The sequence below is a fragment of the Nonomuraea maritima genome (genome assembly GCF_900100395.1).
GTDB lineage: Bacteria > Actinomycetota > Actinomycetes > Streptosporangiales > Streptosporangiaceae > Nonomuraea > Nonomuraea maritima.
On record NZ_FNFB01000004.1, the window covers coordinates 199,480 to 221,393 of the forward strand.

Here is a 21,914-nt window from a genome sequence, read left to right on the forward strand (position 1 = left end):
AGCGGGCGGCGGCTGCCACCGCCGCCCGCGTGGCGTCCGTGGGTTGAGGATTTGCGGTGATAAGTCGACATTTTCCAGCACAGGCCGGTGATCTAAGTCACACCAGTACCGTTGTAACGCAATCGCCGCCGATTCACCGAACAACCGTCCCGTAATAGGCATAAACTGCGCGCCTGTGAGCCTGCCTGTACGTGAACGTTCCCCCCGGCCGGGCGGCGGCCGACACCGCCGTCCCGTGCCCACGTCCCTGCCCTCAGACGCGCCCGTACTCGTGCTCGCCAGTCCGGGCGGCGCCACCGGGGCGGCCGAGGAGATCGCCGCTGTCGTGCGCGTCGACAACCCGCAGATCGAGGTGCTGCTGACGGGCGTCGACGACCTGGCCGACTCCCTGCCCTCCGGTCGCGAGGCCGTCGTCGTGCCCCTGCTCACCTGGGACGACCCCGTCGTCCTGGCGGAGATCGGCAAGGCCGTCGCCGCCAGCGGTTCTGGAGCCGTCGTGACGGAGGCGCTCGGGCCGCACCCGCTGCTGGCCGAGGTCCTGCACATCAGGCTGGCCGAGCGCGGTCTGGCGCGCGCCGACCGCGTACGCCTGCTGAACGTCTCCAGCCCGGTCGACGCCGTCATCCTCGCGACCGCGGGCGGCGAGCGGGCGGTGCACGCCGTGCAGGCGACCGCCGTGCTCCTGGCCTCCCGGCTCACGCTGCCCGTGGTGGCCGCCTCCCTCGACAGCGAGCCCGGCGTCGCCATGGCGGCCGAGCGGCTGCGCGCCGCCGGCGCCGAGCGGCTGGCCGTCTCCCCCTGCCTGATCGGTTACGAGGCGCCGGCCGACGTCGTCGAGCAGGCGGCCGCGTCGATCAACGCCGGGCACGCCGAGCCGCTCGGCTCGCACAGCGCCCTCGCCGAGCTCGTCGCGCGCGCCTACGGCAGTCAGCTCGCCAGCTGACGTCTGAGCGACCCGGCTTCCGTGACGTCACGGGGGCCGGCTCCCGAATCGGGACGAAGCGGGGACGTGAGTGGCGCGAGCCCGGAATTGTCGGTCGCCCGCCCTACGATGAGCCTCCTCACGGAGGGATACTCACATGCTCGACTCGCTGATCGTGCCCTTGTTCGTCACCACGGACCTGCCGCCCGACGCCGAGCTGGCCGAGTTCGGTGAGCTGCTCGCCGGCACGGCGCGGGCGCTCGGCCCCGACGATCCCGGCTACGAGGCGTGCCTGGCGGGCAGCGTGTTCTGGCTCGACCGTCCGGTGCTGGCGGGGCAGCGTCCGGCGGCGCGGAGCGAGCTGCGCTTCGCGGGCATGCTGGGTTACCTGGCGGCGTCCGGTTCCGGCCACACCTCCCGTGCGGTGGTCGGCGACGTCCGCCGGGCGATCGGGCGCGCCGTGGCCGGGCGCTACGGCGACGCGGGCGCGCCACCGGCCGTGTTCGCGATCCGCGACCACGACGTGCGCGAGCGCACCCCCGACTCCGCCCTCTACGTCGACACACCCGACGCGTCGGCAGAGCTCACGACCGCCGCCCGGTCCTACCTCCAGCTCCCCCGCGCGGCAGTGGCCGCCGCAGGCGGCCGGTGACGCTGCACCCCGAGCACGTACGGGCCCGGAGCCGCCGACCTTTCAGTGCGGTAGGCCGACGAGCACGTACGGGGCCCAGAGCCCTGGTTCGGCGGGGCCGTAGAGTTCCCGCAGTCCCAGTGCGGCGGCGCGGACCGCCTCGGCCGGGCCGGTGCCATCCCGCAGCCGGGTGTGCAGGTCGAGCGCGAACGCCTGCGCGACCTCGGCCGAGACCGGCCAGAGCGGCAGGACGACGGCCCTCGCTCCGGCGTGCAGCAACGCCTGCCCCAGCGCCGCCACGCCGCCCACGGCCCGGTGCGGGCCCACTCCCCCGGGCACCGACGCCTCCGGGCGGACGGGCTCGCGGGTGGTGAGCACGACGAGACGGGCGTCCACGCTCATGGTCATGATGTCGCGCGCGGTGAGCAGCCCGTCGGCGAGCCGGACACCCGAGCCGAACGGGTCCTCCTCCGGGCATTCGATCGGGCACGCCAGGTGCACCACGTTCCAGGAGCCGTTGAGGAGGTCCGCGGTGGCGTCCTCGGCGAGGTGCGGGTGGACGCCGTGGAGCGCGGCCACGTCGCGGGCCTCGCGCGGGGCCGCGGATGAGCCCAGCACCAGGCAGCCCGTCCCCTCGGCGGGCGGCCGGCGGATCAACCGGGCCAGCGTCGCGGCCGAGGGCCCGTACGTCACCGGGAACCGTTCGATCAGCTGCCCGCCGTCCGGCGCCAGGGCGTGCAGGGGGACGTCGCGCAACCCGGCGTACGGCACGAGAACGAGTCGGTCGAGGTCGTCACCGAGGGCCCGGAGCGGGTCGGCGAGCAGCATCGCGGCCGTGCGCTGCCACGTCTCGGCACGGTGACGGCGGCCCGCGATGTCGAGGTGCCCATGGCTGCGTCCGTCCGCGGTCGCGAGGAAGTCGGCGAGCAACGACCGAGTGACGGACGTGACAAAACCCCGCGGCCCCGCCCAACCACTCCGATAAGCCAACACGGTCACCACACCATCTCCCGGCCCCTGCGCGGTGAGCGCGCCGCCGCCCGAACCGTCCACGGCGGCCCCGTGACCGTGCCCGCCGAACGCACGCTCCCCTTGGCTGTGCACGACGGACGTCCCCTCCCCCTGGCCGCGGCCGGCGGACGTGCCTTCCCCTTGGCCCTCCGCCCGGGCCGTGCCTCGGATCTGGCCGTGCGGGGGGAACGCGATCTTTTCCTGGCCGTCGACGTGGAATGCCAGGAGGCCTGTTGCCTGGCCGTCCGGGTGGGCGACGAGGGCTTCCAGGGTGGGCAGGTCGAGCGGTGTGCCTCGGCGCAGGGCGACGTGCTCAGGGGCCAGGGGCTCCATGCGTCGCCACAGGGCCTCCAGGTCGGCCTCGGCCGCGCGGGCTGACCGGACGAGCCGTGCTGCGCTTCCCGGGTCGCGGGTGAGGCGGGCCGCTGACAGCAGCGACCGCACGGTTTCCGCCGCCCGCTGCTCCGCCTCCGCGAGTCCTGCCGGGACGCTGCGGAGAGTGAGCCGTCCCTCCTCTGGCACGCTCCGCAGTGTGCTCCTGCCCCGGCCGTGGGCTGTGTCCTCGTGGAGGGCGGGCGGTTGGGTCGGTCTCGTGGTCACGACGTGGAGGACGGGCGGACGCTGGGTGCCGGACGCCTCGGGGCCGTTCCGCAGAGCACCGTGGGGTCCCTCCCGCCCGTCACCCCGCCGGTCGGCATGCCCGTCACCGCGCCCGTCGGCGTGCCGGTCAGCGTGCTCGTCGGCGTGCCCGTCGGCGTGCCGGTCGCTGTGCCGCTCGCTGTGCGCCGTGGACGACGGGGCGTGTGTGGCGGAGATGGGGGCGTGTGTGGTGGACAGGAGGGTGTGCGTGCCGGGCTGGGCGTCGTGGGCGGCGGAGAGGGCGTCGTGGGCGGCGGCGTCGGCGTGGGTCCAGGCGGTCATGGGCCGGTCGAGGCGTACCGCCAGACGGACGACTCGCCGCCGGGCGGGCGGGTGGCCGAGCGCGGCGGCGCGTTCGGCATCTGCCAGGGCGTCTCCCAGGTCGCCGTGCTGTTCGGCGCCGATCGAGCGGTGGTGGAACGCGGCGGCCAACTCCAGGTCGTACCCGAGCTCTGTGAGGATGTCGATCGCCATGGTGAGCTGGAGGCGGGCATGGGGGGCGGCGGGGTCGAGCGCGGCGAGGTGGCGCAGCGCGAGGGCCTCCCCCGCCCGGAACCCGCTCTCCCGAGCCAGCACAAGCGCCTCCTCCAGCCACTCCACCACCCGCCCGACGCCCGCCCCCTCCTCCGCACGACCCACGCCCGGCCGCTCCACCACGTGCCCGACGTCCGCACCCTCCTCCGCACGACCCACGCCGGGCCACTCCACCACGTGCCCGACGCCCGCCCGCTCCACCGCCCCCTCCACCGCACGACCCACGCTCAGCCGCTCCGGGTGGTCCGCGCCCGGTGGGCGCTTCGACGGGTCCGGGTTCGGCCGGCGTTCCGGGCCGGCGGCCTGCGATGTCCGCGGGTGGGGTGGTGACGCGAGGCGGGCCAGGGTGAGGAGGGCCAGGACTGTGTCGGGGCGGGTGCGGGCGAGGGTGAGAGCTCGGGTGGCGTAGGGGACGGCTCCCGCCGGGTCGCCGCGTACCTCGTGGATCAGGGCCAGGTCGGCGTACGCGTCGGAGAGAGGGGCCGGGTCGCCCAGTTCCTCGCCCACTGTGACCGCCTCCAGGAAGGCGGCCTCGGCGGCGTCCAGCTCGCCCAGCCTGAGGTGGAGGGTGGCACGGCCGGCCAGCAGCGGGGCCCGCAGCGCACGCCAGACGGGGGCTCGGGTGAGGGCGAGGCCCTCCTCGTACGCCTGCGCGGCCTCTTCCCAGCGGGCCAGGTCGGTGAGGGCGCGGCCGAGCAGCCCGAGCGACCGCACGAGCTGGACGGGCAGCGCGGACGCCGTCTCCCTGGCCACGGACACCGCCTCGGTGAGGTGTTCTGCGGCCTCGTCGGTCCGGTTGAGGGCGGCGGCGACCGCGCCGAGGTTGCTCAAGTGCTCGGCCAGGCGCTCGTCGTGCCGTTCGCAGCCGCGCGCCGCGTACTCGTAGGCGGCGGGCAGGTCGCCGAGGGCGCGGCAGAACGACGACAGCTTGGCCAGCAGGTACGACCGGTCGTCCGGTTCGGCGGCCGGCAGGCGTGTCACGCCGCGTCCGCCGGCGTCGCGCAAATGGCGGACGCCGCGGGCCGGCGGGTGCGGCCTGAAGGCCGTGAGCGCCTGTTCGGCCAGCGCGCGGGCCCGCTCAAGGTCGCCGCTCGCCTCGGCCTCCTCCATCCGCAGACGGATCTCCAGACGTTCGGCCGCCCCGCGGTCGCCGCCGCCACCGGCCCGCAGCGCCGCCAGCGCCTGCGTGAGCGTGGCCCTCCCGTCTACCGGCGACCCCAGCGTGAGCTGCATGGCGGCCAGCCGCGCCAGAACCTCCGCCTCCGGCCCACCCGCCATCGCCACGACCAGCTCGAACGGCATACCGTCCGCCACCTGCCGGCCACCCACCGCCGACCGGCCGCCGGCGGGTGACGCGCCGTCCCGTACCCCGGCACGGCCGACCTGCGGCGGCTCACCGTCCCGCGACCCCGCGCGGTCGTCCCCTGAGGGCTCGTGGTCCTGGAGTTCGGTGAGGGCGGTTTCCAGCACTGTTCTGGCTCGGGTGAAGTTGCCGCAGACCTCCAGCGCGAAGCCGAGCCTGATCGAGGTGAGGGCCGCCTCGCGAGGTTGCCCGCAGGCGCGGAAGAGGGTGGCGGCTCGTTCCAGTTCTGTCGCGTACGAGGCCGCGTCGCCGACGAGGGCGGCGTGTGCGGCGAGGCGTTCGTGGACGACGGCCTCCTTCAGCGGGTCCGCGCCCGCGAGTCCGAGTGCCGCGTGCAGCCGCTCCCCCGCCTCGCGCAGCTCGCCGCGCCGCGCGTCGAGCGTGGCGCGGCCGAGGGTGGCGGTGAACAGCGTCTCCAGGTCGCCCTCTGCGGCGGCCAGCTCCAGCGCCCGGTCCACGTCGGCCACGGCGTCGTCGGTGCGGCCGACCCTCGCCAGGCAGGCCGCGCGCATGGTGAGCGCCGCCGCCTCCTTGGCAGGAGCGCGGAGCCTCGCGTACGTCTGCGCCGCCGTCCCGAAGTCGGCGAGGGCGTGCCGGGCGTCGCCCTCCGCGTACGCCAGCGCGCCCAGGTTGTAGCTCACCGCGCCGACGCCGTCGTCGTGGCCGATGTGCTCGTACTCGCCCAAGGCCTGCTCGAAGGCGAGCCGGGCGGCGGCGGTGTCGCCCTGGAGGCGGCGGCGCTGCGCGACGCGGTACCACTCGTCGGCCGGCTCCCTGCGCGCGCCCCTGCGCCGTACGATCTCCACCAGCCTGGCCTCGGCGGCGGCTGCCCGCGCGCGGTGGCCGCGCCCGGCGAGCAGGACGGCGTACGCGTCGAGCGCCCGGCAGGCGTCCTCCCAGGCGCCGGCGGCCTCCAGCTCCATGGCGCAGGCGGCCATCCGCTCCCCGGCCGCGGTGAGGTCGTCCTCCTCCACGGCGGCCCTGGCGGCGACGGCGAGCTGCAGGGCGGCCGCCTCCCGGTCGCCGAGCTCCAGGTACAGGTCGCGTGCGCGGACCGCGCACGCCACCGCGCCCGCCGGGTCGCCCGCGGCCACGTACGCCTCGGCGGCACTGCCCTGGTGGGTGGCCTCCTCGGCGGCGAACCCGGCGTCGCGGCACAGCTCGACGGCGCGCAGGTGGGCCTCGACGGCCCGGACGGGGTCGCCGGCGCGCAGGTGGACGACGCCCATGTTGCCGAGCTGGATCGCCTCGGAGCGCGGGTCGCCGAGGTGCCGGTAGGCGGCTGCCGAGCGCGCGTAGGCCTCCAGCGCGGCGGCGAACTCGCCGAGGTCCTCGTGCCCGGCGGCCTGGCGGGCCAGGGCGTGGGCCGCCTGCGCGTGCCGCTCGGCCGCGCCGAACGCGCGCGCCGCGCACTCCAGCACGCGTGTGGCGATGTGCGAGTGTCCCGACTCGGCCAGCCGCAGTCCGGCGCCGAGGAGGTGTTCGCCGCGTTCGTCCGGTGTGCCGCGTTCGGACAGGCGCAACAGCTTGACCGCCAGCTCGACGGCGCCGTGGCAGCGCAGCGCCAGCTCGGTGGCGGCCCTGGCCAGCTGCTCGTCCACCGGCGGCGGGTCGTCGAGCGCCGTGTCGAGCTCGGCGAACAGCTCGCCGGGTGCATCGGTGAGGTCGCGGGCGAGGGTGAGGGCCTCGGCGAGGTCGCCGGGGTCGTGCCGTACGGCGCAGCGGGCCACGAGCGCGCGGCACAGCTCCGCCCGGGCGGGCACGGGGTCGCTGCCCGCCTTGGCCGCCAGGTCAGCGCCCTGGCGGGCGGAGCGTACGGCCTCGTCCAGGTCCTCCTCGCGGCTCGGGAGGCCGGTCCTGGTGGCGCGCCAGCGCAGCACCTCCGAGACCAGCCCGTACGCCTCGGCCCGCACGGCCACCCGTTCGCCCATGGCGAGCGCCTCGCGCAGGGCGGCGACGGCCTCGTCGGCGGTCTCCTCGGTGAGGTCGAGGGTGAGCGCCCGGCCGAGCAGCAGCAGCGTCTCGGCCCTGCCCGGGTCGCGCGCGCCGAGCGCGACCCGGGCGGCGGCGCGCGCGGCGGCGATCGGCTCCGCGGGGTCGCCTCCGGTGGCCGAGACGCGGGTGAGCAGCGCGCCGGCCAGGCGGGCGAGCAGCCCGGCGCGGCGCGGGTGCGTGCTGGGGGCGTGCGTGACCGCCTCGCGCAGGGCGTCGACGGCGGTGTCGAGGTCGGCGACGTCGCCGGTGATCTCGTGGCGGCGCAGCCGGCGCTCGCCGAGCAGGGCGAGCCGGACGACGGGGTCGGTCCCGAGCCCGTGCACGGTCTCGCCCGGCTTGACGTGCAGGGCTTCGAGCATCTCGGTGCCGGCTTCGAGCGAGCGCTCGTCGCCGGTGACGACGAACCAGTCGAGCAGCCCGGCCGCGTACGGGGCCAGCACGCCAGGATGCGCCCATTCCTCGTGCCAGAAGTCGAGCGCGCACTGTCCGGCCCTGATGAAGGCCAGCAGGTCGCGGTCGGCGTACGAGGCGGCCGATCGCGCCTGGGTGAGGTCGACCAGGGCGAGCAGCGCCTGGGACCGGTCCTGGCTGCGGGCGGGGGTGTCGGCCGCGGCCAGGTAGGTCCTGACCAGTTCCGCGTCGCCGGGCGCGGCGAGGGCGAGCGCGGCGGCCAGCTCGCCGGAGCGCGCGGCCGGGGTGTGCCCGCCGAGTGCCGTCCGGAGCAGCACGTGCACCGCGTCGTCGAGGACGTCGCGTTCGCCGGTGCGCTCGTACAGGCGCAGGAGTCCTGAGCCGAGAGGCGCGAGCGCGCCGGCCACCCAGGGGGCGGCCGTGCGGGCGGACTCCGGTAACAGGAGTTCGGCGAGGCGGTCGGCGGTCTCGCGGTCGGGCTCGTCCAGCGCCCGTTGGACGAGTGCCTGGACCAGCAGCCCGACGTGCGGGTACGCGCCGGGGTCGACGTGCCCCAGCACCTCCTCCGCGAGCCCGGCCCAGGTGCCCGGTTCACGGTTGCCGCGCAGTTTGTCCGGCAGCCGGTCGGGGTCGGCCAGCGCGACGGCGGCGAAGAAGGCGCCGGCCACGTCGGCGTCCTGGCCGGCGCGCCGGTCGAGGCGGTGACGGGCCAGGTGCAGCACGCCGATCAGCCGCCACGTGGCCGCGTCGGAACGGTCGCCCGCGCACGCCCGCATCGCCTGCTCGGCCTCGGCGAGCGCTGCCGGGTCCCAGATGAGCTCCGGATCCGCGGTCTGCTCGAAGCGCTCGATACGGGCGGCCAGTGCCCCCGCCGGATCGGTCATGGGCAAAGGCTCTCATCGGCGTGCGCCCGCGTACAGATGTGGCGCAGGAAGCCGGGACCACCGGTGAGAAGCGCCCTGTGAGGGGCACGAGTGTCTACATGCTCTACGGCAAGGAACATGTCCAGCGTTATCAGGAGACTGATGGCGAAGAAGGACACGACTGGAATAACACGACGACGCTACTCCTGACCACTAAAGGCCGTAAGTCAGGAAAAAGTTATACGACGCCGCTCATCTACCAGCGTTTCGGGGACGACTACCTCGTCGTGGCCTCGAAGGGCGGCGCTCCCGAGCATCCGCAGTGGTACCAGAACCTGGTGGCCGACCCCGAGGTCGAGGTGCAGGTCAGGGGCGACAGGTTCACGGCACGGGCCCGTACGGCGGCTTCCGAGGAGCGGCCCGGGATGTGGCGGGTGATGGCCGCCACGTGGCCGCCCTACGACGAGTACCAGCAGAAGACCGACCGCGAGATCCCCGTGGTCGTGCTCGAACGCGTGACATGAGAATGTCCGCCCCACCCGGTGACCAGGCGGGGCGGACAGCTCGATCCAGTTACTTGATCCGGTACGCGCGGGTCACGGTCTCGCTGAACCCGTTGCCACCGGCGTCGGCGGCCTTGAGACGGAGCGAGACGAAAGCGCCCTTCTTGTTGCCGGGGTGCGTGACCTCGGCAGTCCAGGCGTTGTTCTTCTCCGCCCGCACCTTGGCCGGCTGCCAGGTGCGCCCGTCGTCGTAGGAGACCTCCAGGGTCATGGTGGTCACCTTGTGGTCGGGCGTGCCGGCCGGGCGCTGCAGGGTCAGCGGGATGCGCAGGTGCCCCCGCTTGGCCTGGTTGCGGTCGTCCAGCTCAGGCGCGATCCTGACGGCCATCAGCGGCAGCGGTTCACGCTTGCCCTGCGCGGGCGTCTTCGACCGGAACCGCCACTCGGCGCTCACCTTCGTCGACACCTGGCTCGCGGCCGGGTCGCGGGTGGCCGACAGGGAGACCCGGTACTCGCTCTCCTTCGCGTCGGCGGGCACGTCGACGGTGGGGATCAGGTAGTCGGCCGCGAAGACCTCCTTGCCGTCACGGAGGACCGTCGTGCTCGCCTCGGCCGTGCTGGTCAGGGAGTACCTCTCGGTCACCGGGTCGTCGAACAGCCCGACGCCGAACTGCATGACGTCGCCCTCGCGCCAGCTGAGGTCGCCGGGCGCGGACACGGCCGGGGCGAACACCCCGGTGTTCCAGCTCTGCTCCAGCTTCTGCCCGGCGCGGAACTCGGTGGTCCTGCCGAAGAAGAACTGGTCCAGGTTGTCCCACGGGTCCGGCTTGTACTGGACGAACGACGGGTACCAGCCGGTGTCGCCCGGCGTGTAGTACTCGGTCCTGTGGAACGGCAGCGCGAACTTGGCCAGGCCGCCGTACGGCATCCACGCCAGCTCCTTGCCGTACAGCGCCGGCAGGGCGAAGTGCTCGCCGTACTTGCCGTCCTGCTGGGCGCCGTACGTCGCGTTGAGCTGCGCGAGGTCGCGGCGCTTCGGACGGTAGCCAGGGTCGGCGGGGATGCGCGGCTCGGCCTTCATCAGGTGGTAGATGTACGGGCTGTCGTCGAAGGTGCCGTCACTCTTCTGCTCGGCCCACTGCGTCCACCGGTAGAAGCCGAACGACCTGTCGGCCTCGCCCTTGACCGGGCTGTTCGGGATGGCCTTGACGCCTTCGACGCGGTCACCGCCGCGCGGCAGGTCGATGTCCACGCCGAGCGGCTGCACGTTCTTGGCGAGCTGGAGCATGCCGACCATGCCGAAGGCGATCCGCGCGGAGGGCTCCTCGACCCGTACGTCGACCGGCTCGGCCTTGCGGGCGTCGGCGGTCACGGTGCGGTCGTCGGTGAGGGTGAAGACCGGGTCGGCGGCCATCACGGTCGAGCCGTCGTCGTCGAGCATGAGGCTGACGACGGTGTAGCGGCGGTCCTTCGGCAGCCGGAGGTCCAGCTTGCCGTCGAAGATGTCGTAGTTGACCTGTTCCTCGGTCTCGAGGTCGATGACCCCGGCGAAGGCGGCCACGGGGGCCTGGCCGTCCGTGGTCCTGAAGGCCAGCTTGAGCGCCTGCTTCTGGGGCTCCACCCGCATGCCGATGCCGGTGCGCACGGAGACGCCGTCGCCCTGGGCGATGACCGTCCCGCTGTACGTGCCGAGCGCGCCCGCCTCCGCGGTCACCTCGACCTGCGCGGTGCCGTGCGCGGGCACCTCCACCGAGCCGGCGCCGAGCGTGAACGGCGTCACCGTCTCGCCGTGGCCGTCCTTGGCGACCACGCTCAGGTCCAGCCGGACGGCGGCGTCGCCGTCGTTGCGGTAGGTGAGCGTGCGCTTCGCCGACGAGCGGGGCAGCTCGACCTCGCCCAGGCTGAGCGCGGCGGGCTCGGTCGTGATCTGCTGGCCGACGGCGCGGGCGACGTCCACGCGGCCGGAGCCCTGGACGTACGCGCCCAACTCCTCGCCGGGCGCCGTGGAGGCCATGAGCGCGGCCTTGACCTGCTGACCCGTCCAGTCGGGGTGGGCGCTCGCGACGATCGCCGCCGCCCCCGCCACGTGCGGGGTGGCCATGGACGTGCCGTCACTCGCGGTGTACCACTCGTCGACCGGGGCGCCCATCCACGTGTCGGCGGCCCGGGCGGCCACGATGCCGACGCCGGGCGCGACCAGGTCGGGCTTGACCGCCGCGTCGCCCTGACGCGGGCCCGTGCCGCTGAAGGGGGCGACCACGTCGACCTCGCGGTTGGAGGCGCCGACCGTGAGAGCGTGGTCGGCGCTGCCCGGCGAGCTGAGCGCCCCCGGGCCGTCGTTGCCGGACGCGATCACGAACAGCGTCCCGTACTGGTCGGACAGGTTCTCGACGGCCTGCTCCAGCGGGTCCAGGCCGGGAGCGTCGGGGCCGCCGAGGCTGAGGTTGGCGACGTCGGCGCCGTTCTGCGCCGCCCAGGTCATGCCCTCGATGATGGCGGAGTCGGGGCAGCTGCCGTCCTGCTGGCAGACCTTGCCGACCATCAGCTTGGCGCCGGGGGCGACGCCCTTGTAGCGCCCGCCGGAGGCGGCGCCGGATCCGGCGATCGTGGACGCCACGTGCGTGCCGTGCCCGTTGAGGTCGCGGATGTCGGGGTCGGCGGTGAAGTTCTGCTCCTTGACCACCAGGCCCTTGAGGTCGGGGTGGCCGGGGTCGTAACCGCCGTCGAGCACCGCGACGGTGACGCCCTCACCGGTGTGCCCCGCCGACCAGGCGGTGCGCGCGCCGATGTGCGGGACGCTGACGTCGAGGGACAGCTTGGCCTTGCCGTCCAGCCAGATCTTCGCGGGAGCGGCGGCCGCCCGCGCGGAGGGGTCGGTGAGGGACTTCCAGAGCGTCCCTGCCTGCGAACGCGGCTCGCTCGCCGCGACGCCGTGCACGGCGGGAAGCGGACGTCCGCCCGCGACGCGCATCGCGGCCACGTCGACCTGCTGGGGGTACGTCGTGATCAACGGCAGGGCCGGGCTGGTCGCGTCGTCGTAACCGAGTTCGACGAGCCGGGTGACGTTGAACAGCCGGGGGTCGAGCCGGTCCTGGGCCAGCAGGGGCAGCGCGTCCATGGGGACGACGGTGAGCCCGTCCTCGCCGCGGCGCTGCATGAATTGCACGTTCTCCCGGCCGGGGCCGGGCTTGACGTCGACCTGCGTCCGCCGGTCGGGCAGGACGCGAAGGGTGATCGTGTCCCCGGTGATCAGGGTGACCGTCTTGGGGGATTGTGCGGCCGCTGCCCCCGCGGGGGCTGCGGCCGTAGGGCTGGGGGTGGGCGCTGCCTGCGCCGGTGTCGCCACGGCCGCGAGGAGGGCCGATAACACGCCGGTGAGGAGCGCGGATTTCTGAAGCACAACCGGCTTTGTATAGTTGCGTGACTTTTTCTGACAAGAGAACCTTGTGGCCTATATCGGCAAAATCCGGAACTGGCCACCTGGCGAGGCCTAGCCGCGCAGGCTCGCGTACAGCTCCGCCGTGCGGTGGGCGATGCGCTCCCAGGAGAAGTGCTCGACGGCGCGCACCCGGCCCGCCCGGCCCATCGCCTCGGCCCTGGCCCGATCGCCGAGCAGCGCGTTGACCCGCTCGGCGAGGTCGGCGGCGAACCGTTCCTGGTCGTGCGGCGTGCCGTCGGGGCCCTGGTCGATCGGCACCAGCAGGCCGGTCTCGCCGTCGGCCACCACCTCGGGGATGCCACCGGTCGCCGTGGCCACCACGGCCGTCTCGCAGGCCATCGCCTCCAGGTTGACGATGCCCATCGGCTCGTAGACCGACGGGCAGACGAACACCGTGGCGTGCGTGAGCAGCTGGATGACCTCCGGCTTGGGCAGCATCTCGCGGATCCAGAACACGCCGTCGCGGCCGAGACCGCGCACCAGCTCGGTGACCTCCGCCGCGATCTCCGGCGTGTCCGGAGCGCCCGCGCAGAGCACGAGCTGCGCCCCGGGGTCGAACGACCGCGCCGCGTGCAGCAGGTGGACGAGCCCCTTCTGCCGAGTGATCCGGCCGACGAAGACGACGTACGGCCGGCCGGGGTCGACGCCGTGCTTCTTCAGCACGTCGGTGGCCGGGTCGGGGGCGTACTCGGCGGTGTCGATGCCGTTGTGGATCACGCTGACCCGGTCGGGCGCGATCTCGGGGTAGGCGGCCAGGACGTCGCGCCGCATGCCCTCCGACACCGCGATCACCGTGTCGGCGGCCAGCAGTGCGGTGCGCTCGGCCCACGAAGAGATCGCGTAACCGCCGCCGAGCTGCTCGGCCTTCCACGGGCGCAGCGGTTCGAGGCTGTGCGTGGTGATCACGTGCGGGACGCCGTGGAGCAGTTTGGCGACGTGCCCGGCGAAGTTCGCGTACCAGGTGTGGGAGTGGACGACGTCGGCGCCCTCGCAGGCGGCGGCCATCTCGAGGTCGACCCCGAGCACCTGCAGCGCGGCGTTGGCGCCCTCCAGGCCCCCGGGCACCCGGTACGCCGAGACGCCCGGCTCGGTGCGGGCCGCCCCGAAGCAGCGCACCCGTACGTCGGCCAGCTTCCGCAGCTCCCTGGCCAGGTACTCCATGTGGACCCCGGCCCCGCCGTACACCTCGGGCGGATATTCCCGGCTGAGCAGATCAACGCGCATGGCATCGACTTTATGGCGGCGTCCGGGCGGCGGACCACCTCCGAGATCGGGTGTCGCCCTCGTCCTGGCCTGGATTCACAAAACGGGACACGAACGGAGGTCACGGTGCAGAGTTACATCGATAGAGCGGCCATTTGGGGGTAGCGTCCAGGACATGAAGTCCCGGAGGGTGCTTGCGGTCGTACTGGCAGGTGGCGAGGGTAAGAGGCTCATGCCGCTCACGGCGGATCGGGCCAAACCGGCGGTGCCGTTCGGGGGGATGTATCGCCTCGTCGACTTCGTGCTGTCGAATCTCGCGAACGGTGGGTTCCTGAAGATCGTCGTACTGACGCAATACAAGAACCACAGCCTCGACCGGCACGTCTCCCGCACCTGGCGGCTCTCGGCGATGCTCGGCAACTACGTCACCCCCGTGCCGGCCCAGCAGCGGCTCGGGCCACGCTGGTTCTCGGGCTCGGCCGACGCCCTGTTCCAGAACCTCAACCTGATCTACGACGAGATGCCCGAGCATGTGATCGTCTTCGGGGCCGACCACATCTACCGCATGGACCCGCGGCAGATGGTCGAGCAGCACGAGGACTCCGGCGCGGACGTGACCGTGGCGGCCATCCGGCAGCCGCTGTCGCTGGCCGACCAGTTCGGCGTGATCGAGACCGACCCCCAGGGCCGGCGCATCGTGGCGTTCCGGGAGAAGCCAAAAGACGCGGTAGGGCTGGCCGACTCGCCGGACGAGGTGTTCGCCTCGATGGGCAACTACGTGTTCAGGACGCAGTCGATGATCGACGCGCTGCGCGAGGACGCCCTCGACCCGACGAGCAAGCACGACCTGGGCGGCAACATCATCCCCATGCTCGTCAAGTCGGGCGGCGCCGACGTCTACGACTTCGCCCACAACGCCGTGCCCGGCTCCAGCGAGCGCGACCGCGGCTACTGGCGCGACGTGGGAACCCTCGACGCCTACTACGAGGCCCACATGGACCTCATCTCGGCGCACCCGGTGTTCAACCTCTACAACGACAAGTGGCCGATCTTCACCGGCCACGACCCGCTGCCGCCCGCCAAGTTCGTCCACAACGACGGCGACCGGGTCGGACGGGCGATCGACTCGCTGGTCTCCCCCGGCGTGATCGTCTCCGGCGGCACGGCCATCAGGTCGATCCTGTCGCCCAGGGTCGTGCTCCACTCCCACTCGCTGGTGGAGGACTCCGTACTGATGGAGAACGTCAAGGTGGGCCGGGGCGCGATCATCCGCAGGGCGATCATCGACAAGAACGTCGTGATCCCCGACGGCGCCCGGATCGGCTTCGACCTCGACTACGACCGCACCCGCTTCGCGCTGACGCGCGGCGGCGTCGTGGTCATCGGCAAGAACGAGATCGTCGACCGCTGACCGGCGGCTGCCTCCTGAGCGCGGTTCCCGCGCGGCAATTGGGTCTTGTAGCGCCCGTTGCCGGGGATCACGCTGAAGGCCAGGAGGCAGTGACATGTCGCATCCCCTCGGAGTCAGCCGCCCGGATCTCGAAGTCACCGATCTGCCCACGCCGGAGGAGGTCTTCAAGGTCTCCAGAATCGGCCCCAAGGAACTCTTCAAACACGCCGTCGGACCGAGCCTGATCGCCCTCGGCATCTCGATCGGCAGCGGCGAGTGGCTGCTCGGCCCGCTCAGCGTGGGCCAGTACGGATTCATCGGCGTCGGCTGGGTCATCCTGGTCTCGGCGCTGCTCCAGACGTTCTACAACGTCGAGTGCTCCAGGTACGTCATCGCGACCGGCGAGACCCCCGTGGTGGGCTGGGGACGGGTGCCGCCGGGCTGGCCGCTGTGGGTGCCGCTGTCGGTGCTCATCGTCATCTTCTCGTTCATCGCGGGCGGCTGGGCCGCGTCCGCGGGACAGGGAGTGTTCGCGCTCGTCCACGGTGAGGCGCCGCCCGCCGACGCGGCCGAGCCGCGCTGGTACGCCGTCGCCCTGCTCGCGGTGGTCTTCGTCATCACCGCGAGCGCCCGGCGCATCAGCCGGGCGCTGGAGCTGGCCAACTGGGTGATGGTGAGCGCGATCCTGATCGCGCTGCTGGTCACGTGCGTGCTGGTGGTGCCGCTCAGCCAGTGGTGGGAGGGCATCAGCGGCTTCGTCACCCCGGCGGCGCCGCCGGAGGGCATCACCGCGACCCAGCTCGGCGGGCTGGCCGGGTTCACCGCGCTCGCGTCCGGCCTGAACTGGTACGTCATGGGCCACTACCGCGACAAGGGCTACGGCATGGGCCACCGCGTCGGCTACATCTCGGGTCTGCGCGGCGACGGGAGCACGGTGCGGGCCAGCGGCGTCACGTTCCCCGACGACGAGCGCAACCGCGGCCTGTGGCGCCGGTGGTACCGGCTGCTGATGGTCGACATGTGGGGCGTGTTCTTCGTCGGCGCCATCCTCGGCATGCTGCTGCCCACGATCCTCATGTCACACGCGGTCGAGATGGCGGGTGAGCAGCCCACCCGGGCCAACGTGCCGACGTTCGTGGCGAGCGTCCTCGGCGCGGAGTACGGCCCCGTGGTGTTCTACATCGGGCTCGTGCTGGGGGTGCTGGTGCTGTTCTCGACGCAGCTCGGCATCTTCGAGGCGATGGTGCGGGTGACGACCGACGCGGCGAACGCGACGAGCCCACGCCTGCGCAGGCTGATCGAGGGCGACCCGCGGCGCTTCTACTACCCGTTCATGATCGTGCTGCTGGTGCTCATCTCGATCATCATCTTCCAGTCGCTGCCGGTCGGACTGGTCGAGTGGTCGGCCAACATGTCGAACCTCGGGGCGCTGATCTACCCGTTCCTGCTCATGTACCTGAACAGCAAGCTGCCGCGCCCGGCCCGGCCGAGGCCGTGGCACTACGTGATCCTCGTGCTCAACTTCCTGTTCTTCGGGTTCTTCTTCGTCAACTTCATCGCCGACTTCATCGGGGACCCGCTGGTGACGTTCTAGCGTTGCGCCGGTCATGAGCCCGCGCCCGGCCGTCTGCGAGAAGCTCGCGGCCGGGCGCGTCATGTCAGCGGCGCGTCACCACTCGCCGCCGTCGTCCTCGTCGCCCTCGAAGATCTCCTCGACGATCTCGCCGGCCACGTACCCGCCGACCACGCCCGCGGCGACACCCGCGGCCACCCCGGCCATCCCGCCGCCGTGGTGACCGCCGTGGTGCCCGCCGTGATGCCCGTGGTGGCCGCCGTGGTGGTCGCCGTGGTACTCGCCGCCGTAGTGGCCGCCCGGGTGGCCGTACTGGGCCAGGCTGTCCAGCCAGCGGCCGAGTTCGGCGGTCCAGTCGGTACGCAGGGCGTCGTCGTGGCTGACGTGGAAGCGGCCGATGGCGTCGCTGGAGGAGAAGCGACCGGCGCGCTTGTCGGCCTCCAGGACGACCGCGAGCCCCGCGGGGTCGGCCACGAACGTCACCTCGACCTCGCCGACCTGCCCGGCGTACGGGCCGGTCGGGTAGAACTCGATCTCCTGGTAGAACGGCAGCGACTGCTCGACCCCGTAGAGCCGTCCGGCCTCGAGCTCGGCCGACTTGAAGCCGAACCCGAGCCCCAGCAGGCCCTCGAGGATGCGCAGTTGCGACGGCAGCGGCTCGACCGCCACCATGTCGAGGTCGCCCTTGTCGATCGCCTTGGCGATGGCGAGCTCGGTGCGCACGCCCACCGCCATGCCCCGCAGCGGCCCGCCGCCGATCTCGCTGATCGGCGTCTCCCACGGCACGGCCATGCGGAACGGGATCGTGCGCTCCTCGCCCTTGCGCAGCGTGAAGGAGCCGGAGACCTGGACGCGGAAGAACTCGCTGACACCGGCGTGCTCGCCGTCGCCGTGCTCGACCTCGACCCTGGCCACCAGACCGAGCGTGACGTGCTCGATCTCGGCGTCGAAGTCGCCGCCCTTGAGGCGCACCTCGCCGTCCAGCGCGCCGCCCGGCTGCGTGCGCGGAGTGGACAGGACGGTGTCGACCGAGGGTGCGCCGACACCGAACGCGCCCAGCATCCGTTTGAAGACCACGGCTCTGCTCTCCCTTTACAAGATCGATTGGTGTGACGACCGCCTCAACGATCCGCCGGCGGGCGGAGTTCCGGCACCCGCCCAGCTTGGCATCGACGGCCGCCGCTCGCCGGGTTATCGCCTCAGCGGTCGCTCCACCTGATCTCGTACGGCTTGAGCGTGACCTCCTCGTCGCCGACAACCGTGGTGACGTCGGCGTCGCTGGTGTTGACCAGCAGCAGTTGCTCGGGCTGGGCCAGCACACGCACCTTCCGGTCGGACGAGCTCACCTGATCGAGGCGCACCCCGGCGGGGAACCACCTGGTGAAGCCGGCGATGAGCTGCCCGGTCGGCGTCTCGGCCCCGGTCCGCGGGTCCCACATGCAGCCCTGGCAGGGGCCGTCCTTCTCCTGCGGGTTCCAGTAGAGCGCGGTGGCGGCGCCGCTGCGGGCGAACTCCATCATGGACGCGGCCTGCACGGCGAGCCGCCTCGGCTCGTCCCACTCGGTGCCGTCCTCGGGCTGGAAGTACCACTCCGACCACCAGATCGGCAGGTCGCCGGTCTTCTTCCGCAGCCACGCGGTGACGTCGGTGAACTTGCTCAGCGCGCCGAACTCGTCCGGCAGCAGCTCGTGGGCGTCGGTGGGCGAGGCGCCGTCGACCACGACGAAGTCGGCGCCCTTCTTGTGCTCGTACCAGTAGTCGAAGGCGTCGATGACGTTCTGGTTGACGACCCCCCAGTCGCCGCGCAGCTCGCCCTCGCCGTCGCGGTTGCTGTCGAAGCCGAGGTACGGCCCGCCGATCCGCGCGTCCGGACGGGCCTTCTTCACCGCGTCGTACACCTTGTTGTAGAGCTGGGTGTAGCCCTTGTAGTCGGCCGGCTTGGAGTGGTCGGGCCAGAAGCCCTTGAACTCGTTCCAGACCATGAAGTACTGGACGTCGTCGTAGCGCTTGGCGACCTCGGCGGCGAGGCGGGCGAAGTCGTCGAAATGCTGGCGGTACGGGGCGTCCTCGAGGTGCTCGGCCCAGGCCGACTCCTCCGTGGGGCCCTGGGGGCCGCCCTTCATCCAGTCAGGGGCGCAGCACAGCGTGATGACCGGCGTGGCGCCCGACTCCTTGATGAGGTTGAGCCGGCTGTCGAGGTCCTCCCAGTAGAACCGCCCCGGGTACGGCTCGGGGTTGAGCGCGCCGAATCCCATGATGTGCTGGTTCTGCACCATCGGCGTACGGGCCAGCGACCCGGCCACGACCTGCTCGAACTCCTCCGTGACGTTGTTGGCGCTGACCCCCGTGTGGGTGAACCCCCAGCGCGGCCAGCCGTCCTCGACCTTCGGCGGGGCCGCGACCTTTCCTGCGTCGCGTGCCTTGGGCGCGGCGGAGGCCTCTTTCACTCCCGGAGCCTCGGGCCCGGCCTGACCTGCGGGCGCGCAGCCGGCCACGACCAGCGCGGCCGCGGTCGTGGCCGCCGCCACGGCGGTCAGCCGGCCGAGCCGCCGCCAGATCGATCCCGCGCTCCTTGATGACACCCGTGTCTCCCCCTTAGCGTGTTCATGCAGCACGTAGCGTTCCACGGGGACACGAACACCAGCACATCGGCGGCCTGGTTTCACAGCCAATCGTTATCGATCCGCAGGACGTTACCAGTGGGTCAGGACCACCACCCCAGCCGATGCCACCCGCCTCTCCCGCCCTCAGCCTCATCTCTCCGTCGCCCCCTATGGGCGCTCGTGAGCGCGTCCTGACCCGTAGATGACGGACTGTGAACAGAATGTTGCAGTGATGCGTGTATTCTTCCCAATATGACCGGACATGGGCGAATTGTCGGCCCACCTGTCTCGATGGATGCGTGCTGACCCGTGCGGGAAGGCGTTCCACCCCTTGGCGCCGTGAGCAGCTCGTCACAGCTCGACGAGCTGCTGATCGCGGCTGTCACCGAGGCCGGGGCGCACATCGGCGGCATCTACCTGCTCGACGAGGGCGGCGAGGTCCTGCGGCTGGAGAACGCCTTCGGCATGCCCGCACCGCTCGCCCACGCCTGGGCGCAGATCAGGACGAAGGACCCGCTCCCGATCGCCGACGCCGTACGCGAGCAGCGGCTCCTGTGGATCGGCGGCCGCGAACAGCTGGCCCGCGACTACCCGGGAACGGCGGTCGCGCTGCCGTACCACTTCTCGTGCGTGCTGATCCCCGTCTGCGTGGGCAACTCGGCATGGGGCGGATTCATGCTCATGTGGCCGGTCGGGCACTTCTCCGAACCTCCGGCCCGGCAGCTCGACGCCCTCGGCAAGTACTGCGCCCAGATCGGCGAGGTGCTGCGGTGCGCGGCCGAGAACGGGCAGCCCGTCAGGCCCGCGCACCGGCCCCGCCTCCTGACCTCGTCCAGCACGATCGCCCTCGACTCGCACGCCCACATGGTGGCGCTGGAAGCGCTCAACCGGCTGCCGGAGGGCTACTGCTCCCTCGACGTGGAAGGCCGGGTGGCCCTCATCAGCGCGCCCGCCGCCGACCTGCTCGGCAACCCGCCCGACCTGGTGGGCCAACGGCTGTGCGACGCGCTGCCCTGGCTGTCGGACCCGGCGTACGAGGACCGCTACCGCGCCGCCGTCGTGAGCCGGCGGGTCACCCACTTCGTCGCCCGTGACCCCGACGGCAGGCACCTGTCGTTCTGGCTGTATCCCGGACTGACGGGCATCACGATACGCATCGCCCCCGGCACGGTGACGCGCGACCCCGCGGGCCGCCTCGCCCCGCCCGAGAACCAGCCGCCCGGGATGATCGCGGTGCACGAGACCCTGCACCTCGCCACCACCCTCGCGCGGGCGGTGACCGCCCAGGACGTCGTGGACCTGGCGGCCGACTTCGTCATGCCCGTGTACGACGTCCAGGCCCTGGCCCTCATCACCGTCGAGGGTGGCCGGCTGCTCGTGAGCGCCACGCGCGGCTTCAGCAAGGCCGTCATCGACGACCTGGAGTACCAGCACCCGGCCCCGCCCGTCTCGTCGGAGCTGATCCGCACCGGCACGGCCGCGTTCTTCTCCGACTGGGACGAGTTGCGGCGCGCCTACCCGGACGCCATCCGCGGCGACATGCGGGCGTGGGCGTTCCTGCCGCTGATCACGTCGGGGCGGCCCTTCGGCATCTGCGTGCTCGCCTACGACCGCCCCCACGCGTTCAGCACCGAGGAACGCGCCTCACTCACGGCGCTCGCCGGGCTCATCGCCCAGGCGTTCGAGCGCGCCCGGCTCTACGACGCCAAGCACTCGCTGGCCACGTGCCTGCAGTCGAACCTGCTGCCGCACACGCTGCCCAGCGTGCCCGGCCTGGAGGTGGCCGCGCGGTACGTGCCCGCCACCCCGGGCATGGACATCGGCGGCGACTTCTACGACCTCATCCGGCTCGACGACAGCCTGGTCGCGGCGGTCATCGGCGACGTACAGGGCCATGACATGTCCGCCGCCGCCCTCATGGGGCAGGTGCGCACCGCCGTCCGCGCGCACGCGGCCGCCGACGCGCGCCCGGGCGAGGTGCTCGCGCACACCAACCAGCTGCTCAGCGGCCTTGCCCGCGACCGCTTCACGAGCTGCCTGTACGTCCTGCTCAACCTGCGCCGGCACACCGCGTGCCTGGCCAGCGCGGGACACCTGCCGCCGATGCTCGGCGTGCCCGGCGAGCCGACCCGCGTCATCGAGACCACGCCGGGGCTGCTGCTCGGCATCGAACCCACCGCCGAGTACGTCACGACGACCGTGCCGCTGCCGCCCGACTCCGTGCTCGCCCTCTACACCGACGGGCTGATCGAGGTGCCCGGCGTCCAGCTGGACGAGTCGATCGGCCGCCTGACCCGGCGGTTCGCGCCCACGCCCGACGGGCCGCTGCCCGAGCTGGCCGACTCGCTGATCGAACCGGCCGTGCTGGACAAACGCATGGACGACATCGCGCTGCTGCTGCTGCGCGACACCTACTGCTGATCTTTCTTGGGCGTCAGGACGAGCACCGCCTTGTTCTGCGACAGATCGGTGACCCGTACACCGATGCCGTTGACCGCTCCCGACGCGCCCTTGCGGATCTGGGCCTGGGAGCGCACGCCCTCGCCCGTACCGGTCACCTTGACGGTGTCGGCGGTGAAGGCGATGTGCAGCCGCGTGATGCCGAACTGGGGGCTGACCGGGAACGCCGTCGCGCGGCCGAGGGCGAGCGTGCACTTGCCGTCGAAGCAGTCGCGCACGTTCGAGGGATACGGCCGGTGCGCCGCCGCGGCGCTCACCGGCGTCGCCATCAGCGTCGTGGCCAGGAGGAGGGCGGTCGCGATCGTGGGGGGCATGATGCTCCTTGTCCGTAGGGGGTGCCACCGGGTGCAGTCTGCCCCTGCGGGCCGGCGTGT

General features: G+C 72.6%; 12 protein-coding genes. 6 read left to right on the plus strand and 6 right to left on the minus strand.

Features of this window, described 5'->3' with window-relative positions; genetic code table 11:
- The first annotated feature begins 235 nt into the window (after window positions 1-235).
- Window positions 236-943, plus strand: coding sequence for a sirohydrochlorin chelatase (locus tag BLR04_RS09785; RefSeq protein ID WP_245740142.1), 708 nt, complete (start codon window positions 236-238; stop codon window positions 941-943).
- A 136-nt stretch (window positions 944-1,079) separates the two neighbouring features.
- Window positions 1,080-1,574 (plus strand): hypothetical protein, encoded by a 495-nt coding sequence (locus BLR04_RS09790; protein ID WP_090761916.1) that lies wholly within the window; start codon window positions 1,080-1,082, stop codon window positions 1,572-1,574.
- A gap of 42 nt (window positions 1,575-1,616) precedes the next feature.
- Here BLR04_RS09790 and BLR04_RS09795 read toward each other — a convergent pair whose 3' ends face one another.
- Complete coding sequence (locus BLR04_RS09795) at window positions 1,617-8,390, minus strand: CHAT domain-containing tetratricopeptide repeat protein (protein WP_090761918.1); 6,774 nt, start codon at window positions 8,388-8,390, stop codon at window positions 1,617-1,619.
- A 98-nt stretch (window positions 8,391-8,488) separates the two neighbouring features.
- Between BLR04_RS09795 and BLR04_RS09800 the strand changes: the two genes are divergently transcribed.
- The gene (locus BLR04_RS09800; RefSeq protein WP_090762280.1) at window positions 8,489-8,893 is read left to right on the plus strand and encodes a nitroreductase family deazaflavin-dependent oxidoreductase; all 405 of its coding nucleotides are present in this window, start codon (window positions 8,489-8,491) and stop codon (window positions 8,891-8,893) included.
- Window positions 8,894-8,942: 49 nt separating this feature from the next.
- On the opposite strand, the gene BLR04_RS09805 is transcribed toward BLR04_RS09800, so the two are convergent.
- Window positions 8,943-12,272: a S8 family serine peptidase gene (locus BLR04_RS09805; protein ID WP_143022000.1), complete on the minus strand. Its 3,330-nt coding sequence runs from the start codon at window positions 12,270-12,272 to the stop codon at window positions 8,943-8,945.
- Window positions 12,273-12,362: 90 nt separating this feature from the next.
- Complete coding sequence (gene glgA / locus BLR04_RS09810) at window positions 12,363-13,535, minus strand: glycogen synthase (RefSeq protein WP_090761922.1); 1,173 nt, start codon at window positions 13,533-13,535, stop codon at window positions 12,363-12,365.
- Between the two features lie 154 nt (window positions 13,536-13,689).
- On the opposite strand from glgA, the gene glgC reads away from it, so the two are divergent.
- Window positions 13,690-14,925 carry a glucose-1-phosphate adenylyltransferase gene (gene glgC / locus BLR04_RS09815; protein WP_090761925.1) on the plus strand — a complete coding sequence of 412 codons (1,236 nt, stop codon included), beginning with the start codon at window positions 13,690-13,692 and terminating at the stop codon, window positions 14,923-14,925.
- 94 nt (window positions 14,926-15,019) lie between these two features.
- The gene (locus BLR04_RS09820; RefSeq protein WP_090761927.1) at window positions 15,020-16,498 is read left to right on the plus strand and encodes an Nramp family divalent metal transporter; all 1,479 of its coding nucleotides are present in this window, start codon (window positions 15,020-15,022) and stop codon (window positions 16,496-16,498) included.
- A 75-nt stretch (window positions 16,499-16,573) separates the two neighbouring features.
- On the opposite strand, the gene BLR04_RS09825 is transcribed toward BLR04_RS09820, so the two are convergent.
- Together BLR04_RS09825 and BLR04_RS09830 are read right to left on the minus strand one after the other, a co-directional pair.
- Window positions 16,574-17,554, minus strand: coding sequence for a sporulation protein (locus tag BLR04_RS09825; RefSeq protein WP_090761929.1), 981 nt, complete (start codon window positions 17,552-17,554; stop codon window positions 16,574-16,576).
- A gap of 122 nt (window positions 17,555-17,676) precedes the next feature.
- On the minus strand, window positions 17,677-19,059 hold the full coding sequence (locus tag BLR04_RS09830; protein WP_090761931.1) for a GH39 family glycosyl hydrolase: 1,383 nt from the start codon (window positions 19,057-19,059) through the stop codon (window positions 17,677-17,679).
- A gap of 360 nt (window positions 19,060-19,419) precedes the next feature.
- Here BLR04_RS09830 and BLR04_RS09835 point away from each other — a divergent pair, with 360 nt between their 5' ends.
- Window positions 19,420-21,501, plus strand: a complete 2,082-nt coding sequence (locus BLR04_RS09835; RefSeq protein ID WP_245740143.1) for a SpoIIE family protein phosphatase — start codon at window positions 19,420-19,422, stop codon at window positions 21,499-21,501.
- Here the strand turns inward: BLR04_RS09835 and BLR04_RS09840 are convergent.
- Window positions 21,492-21,854, minus strand: a complete 363-nt coding sequence (locus BLR04_RS09840) for a hypothetical protein (protein WP_090761935.1) — start codon at window positions 21,852-21,854, stop codon at window positions 21,492-21,494. The genes BLR04_RS09835 and BLR04_RS09840 overlap by 10 nt on opposite strands.
- Window positions 21,855-21,914: the final 60 nt, after the last annotated feature.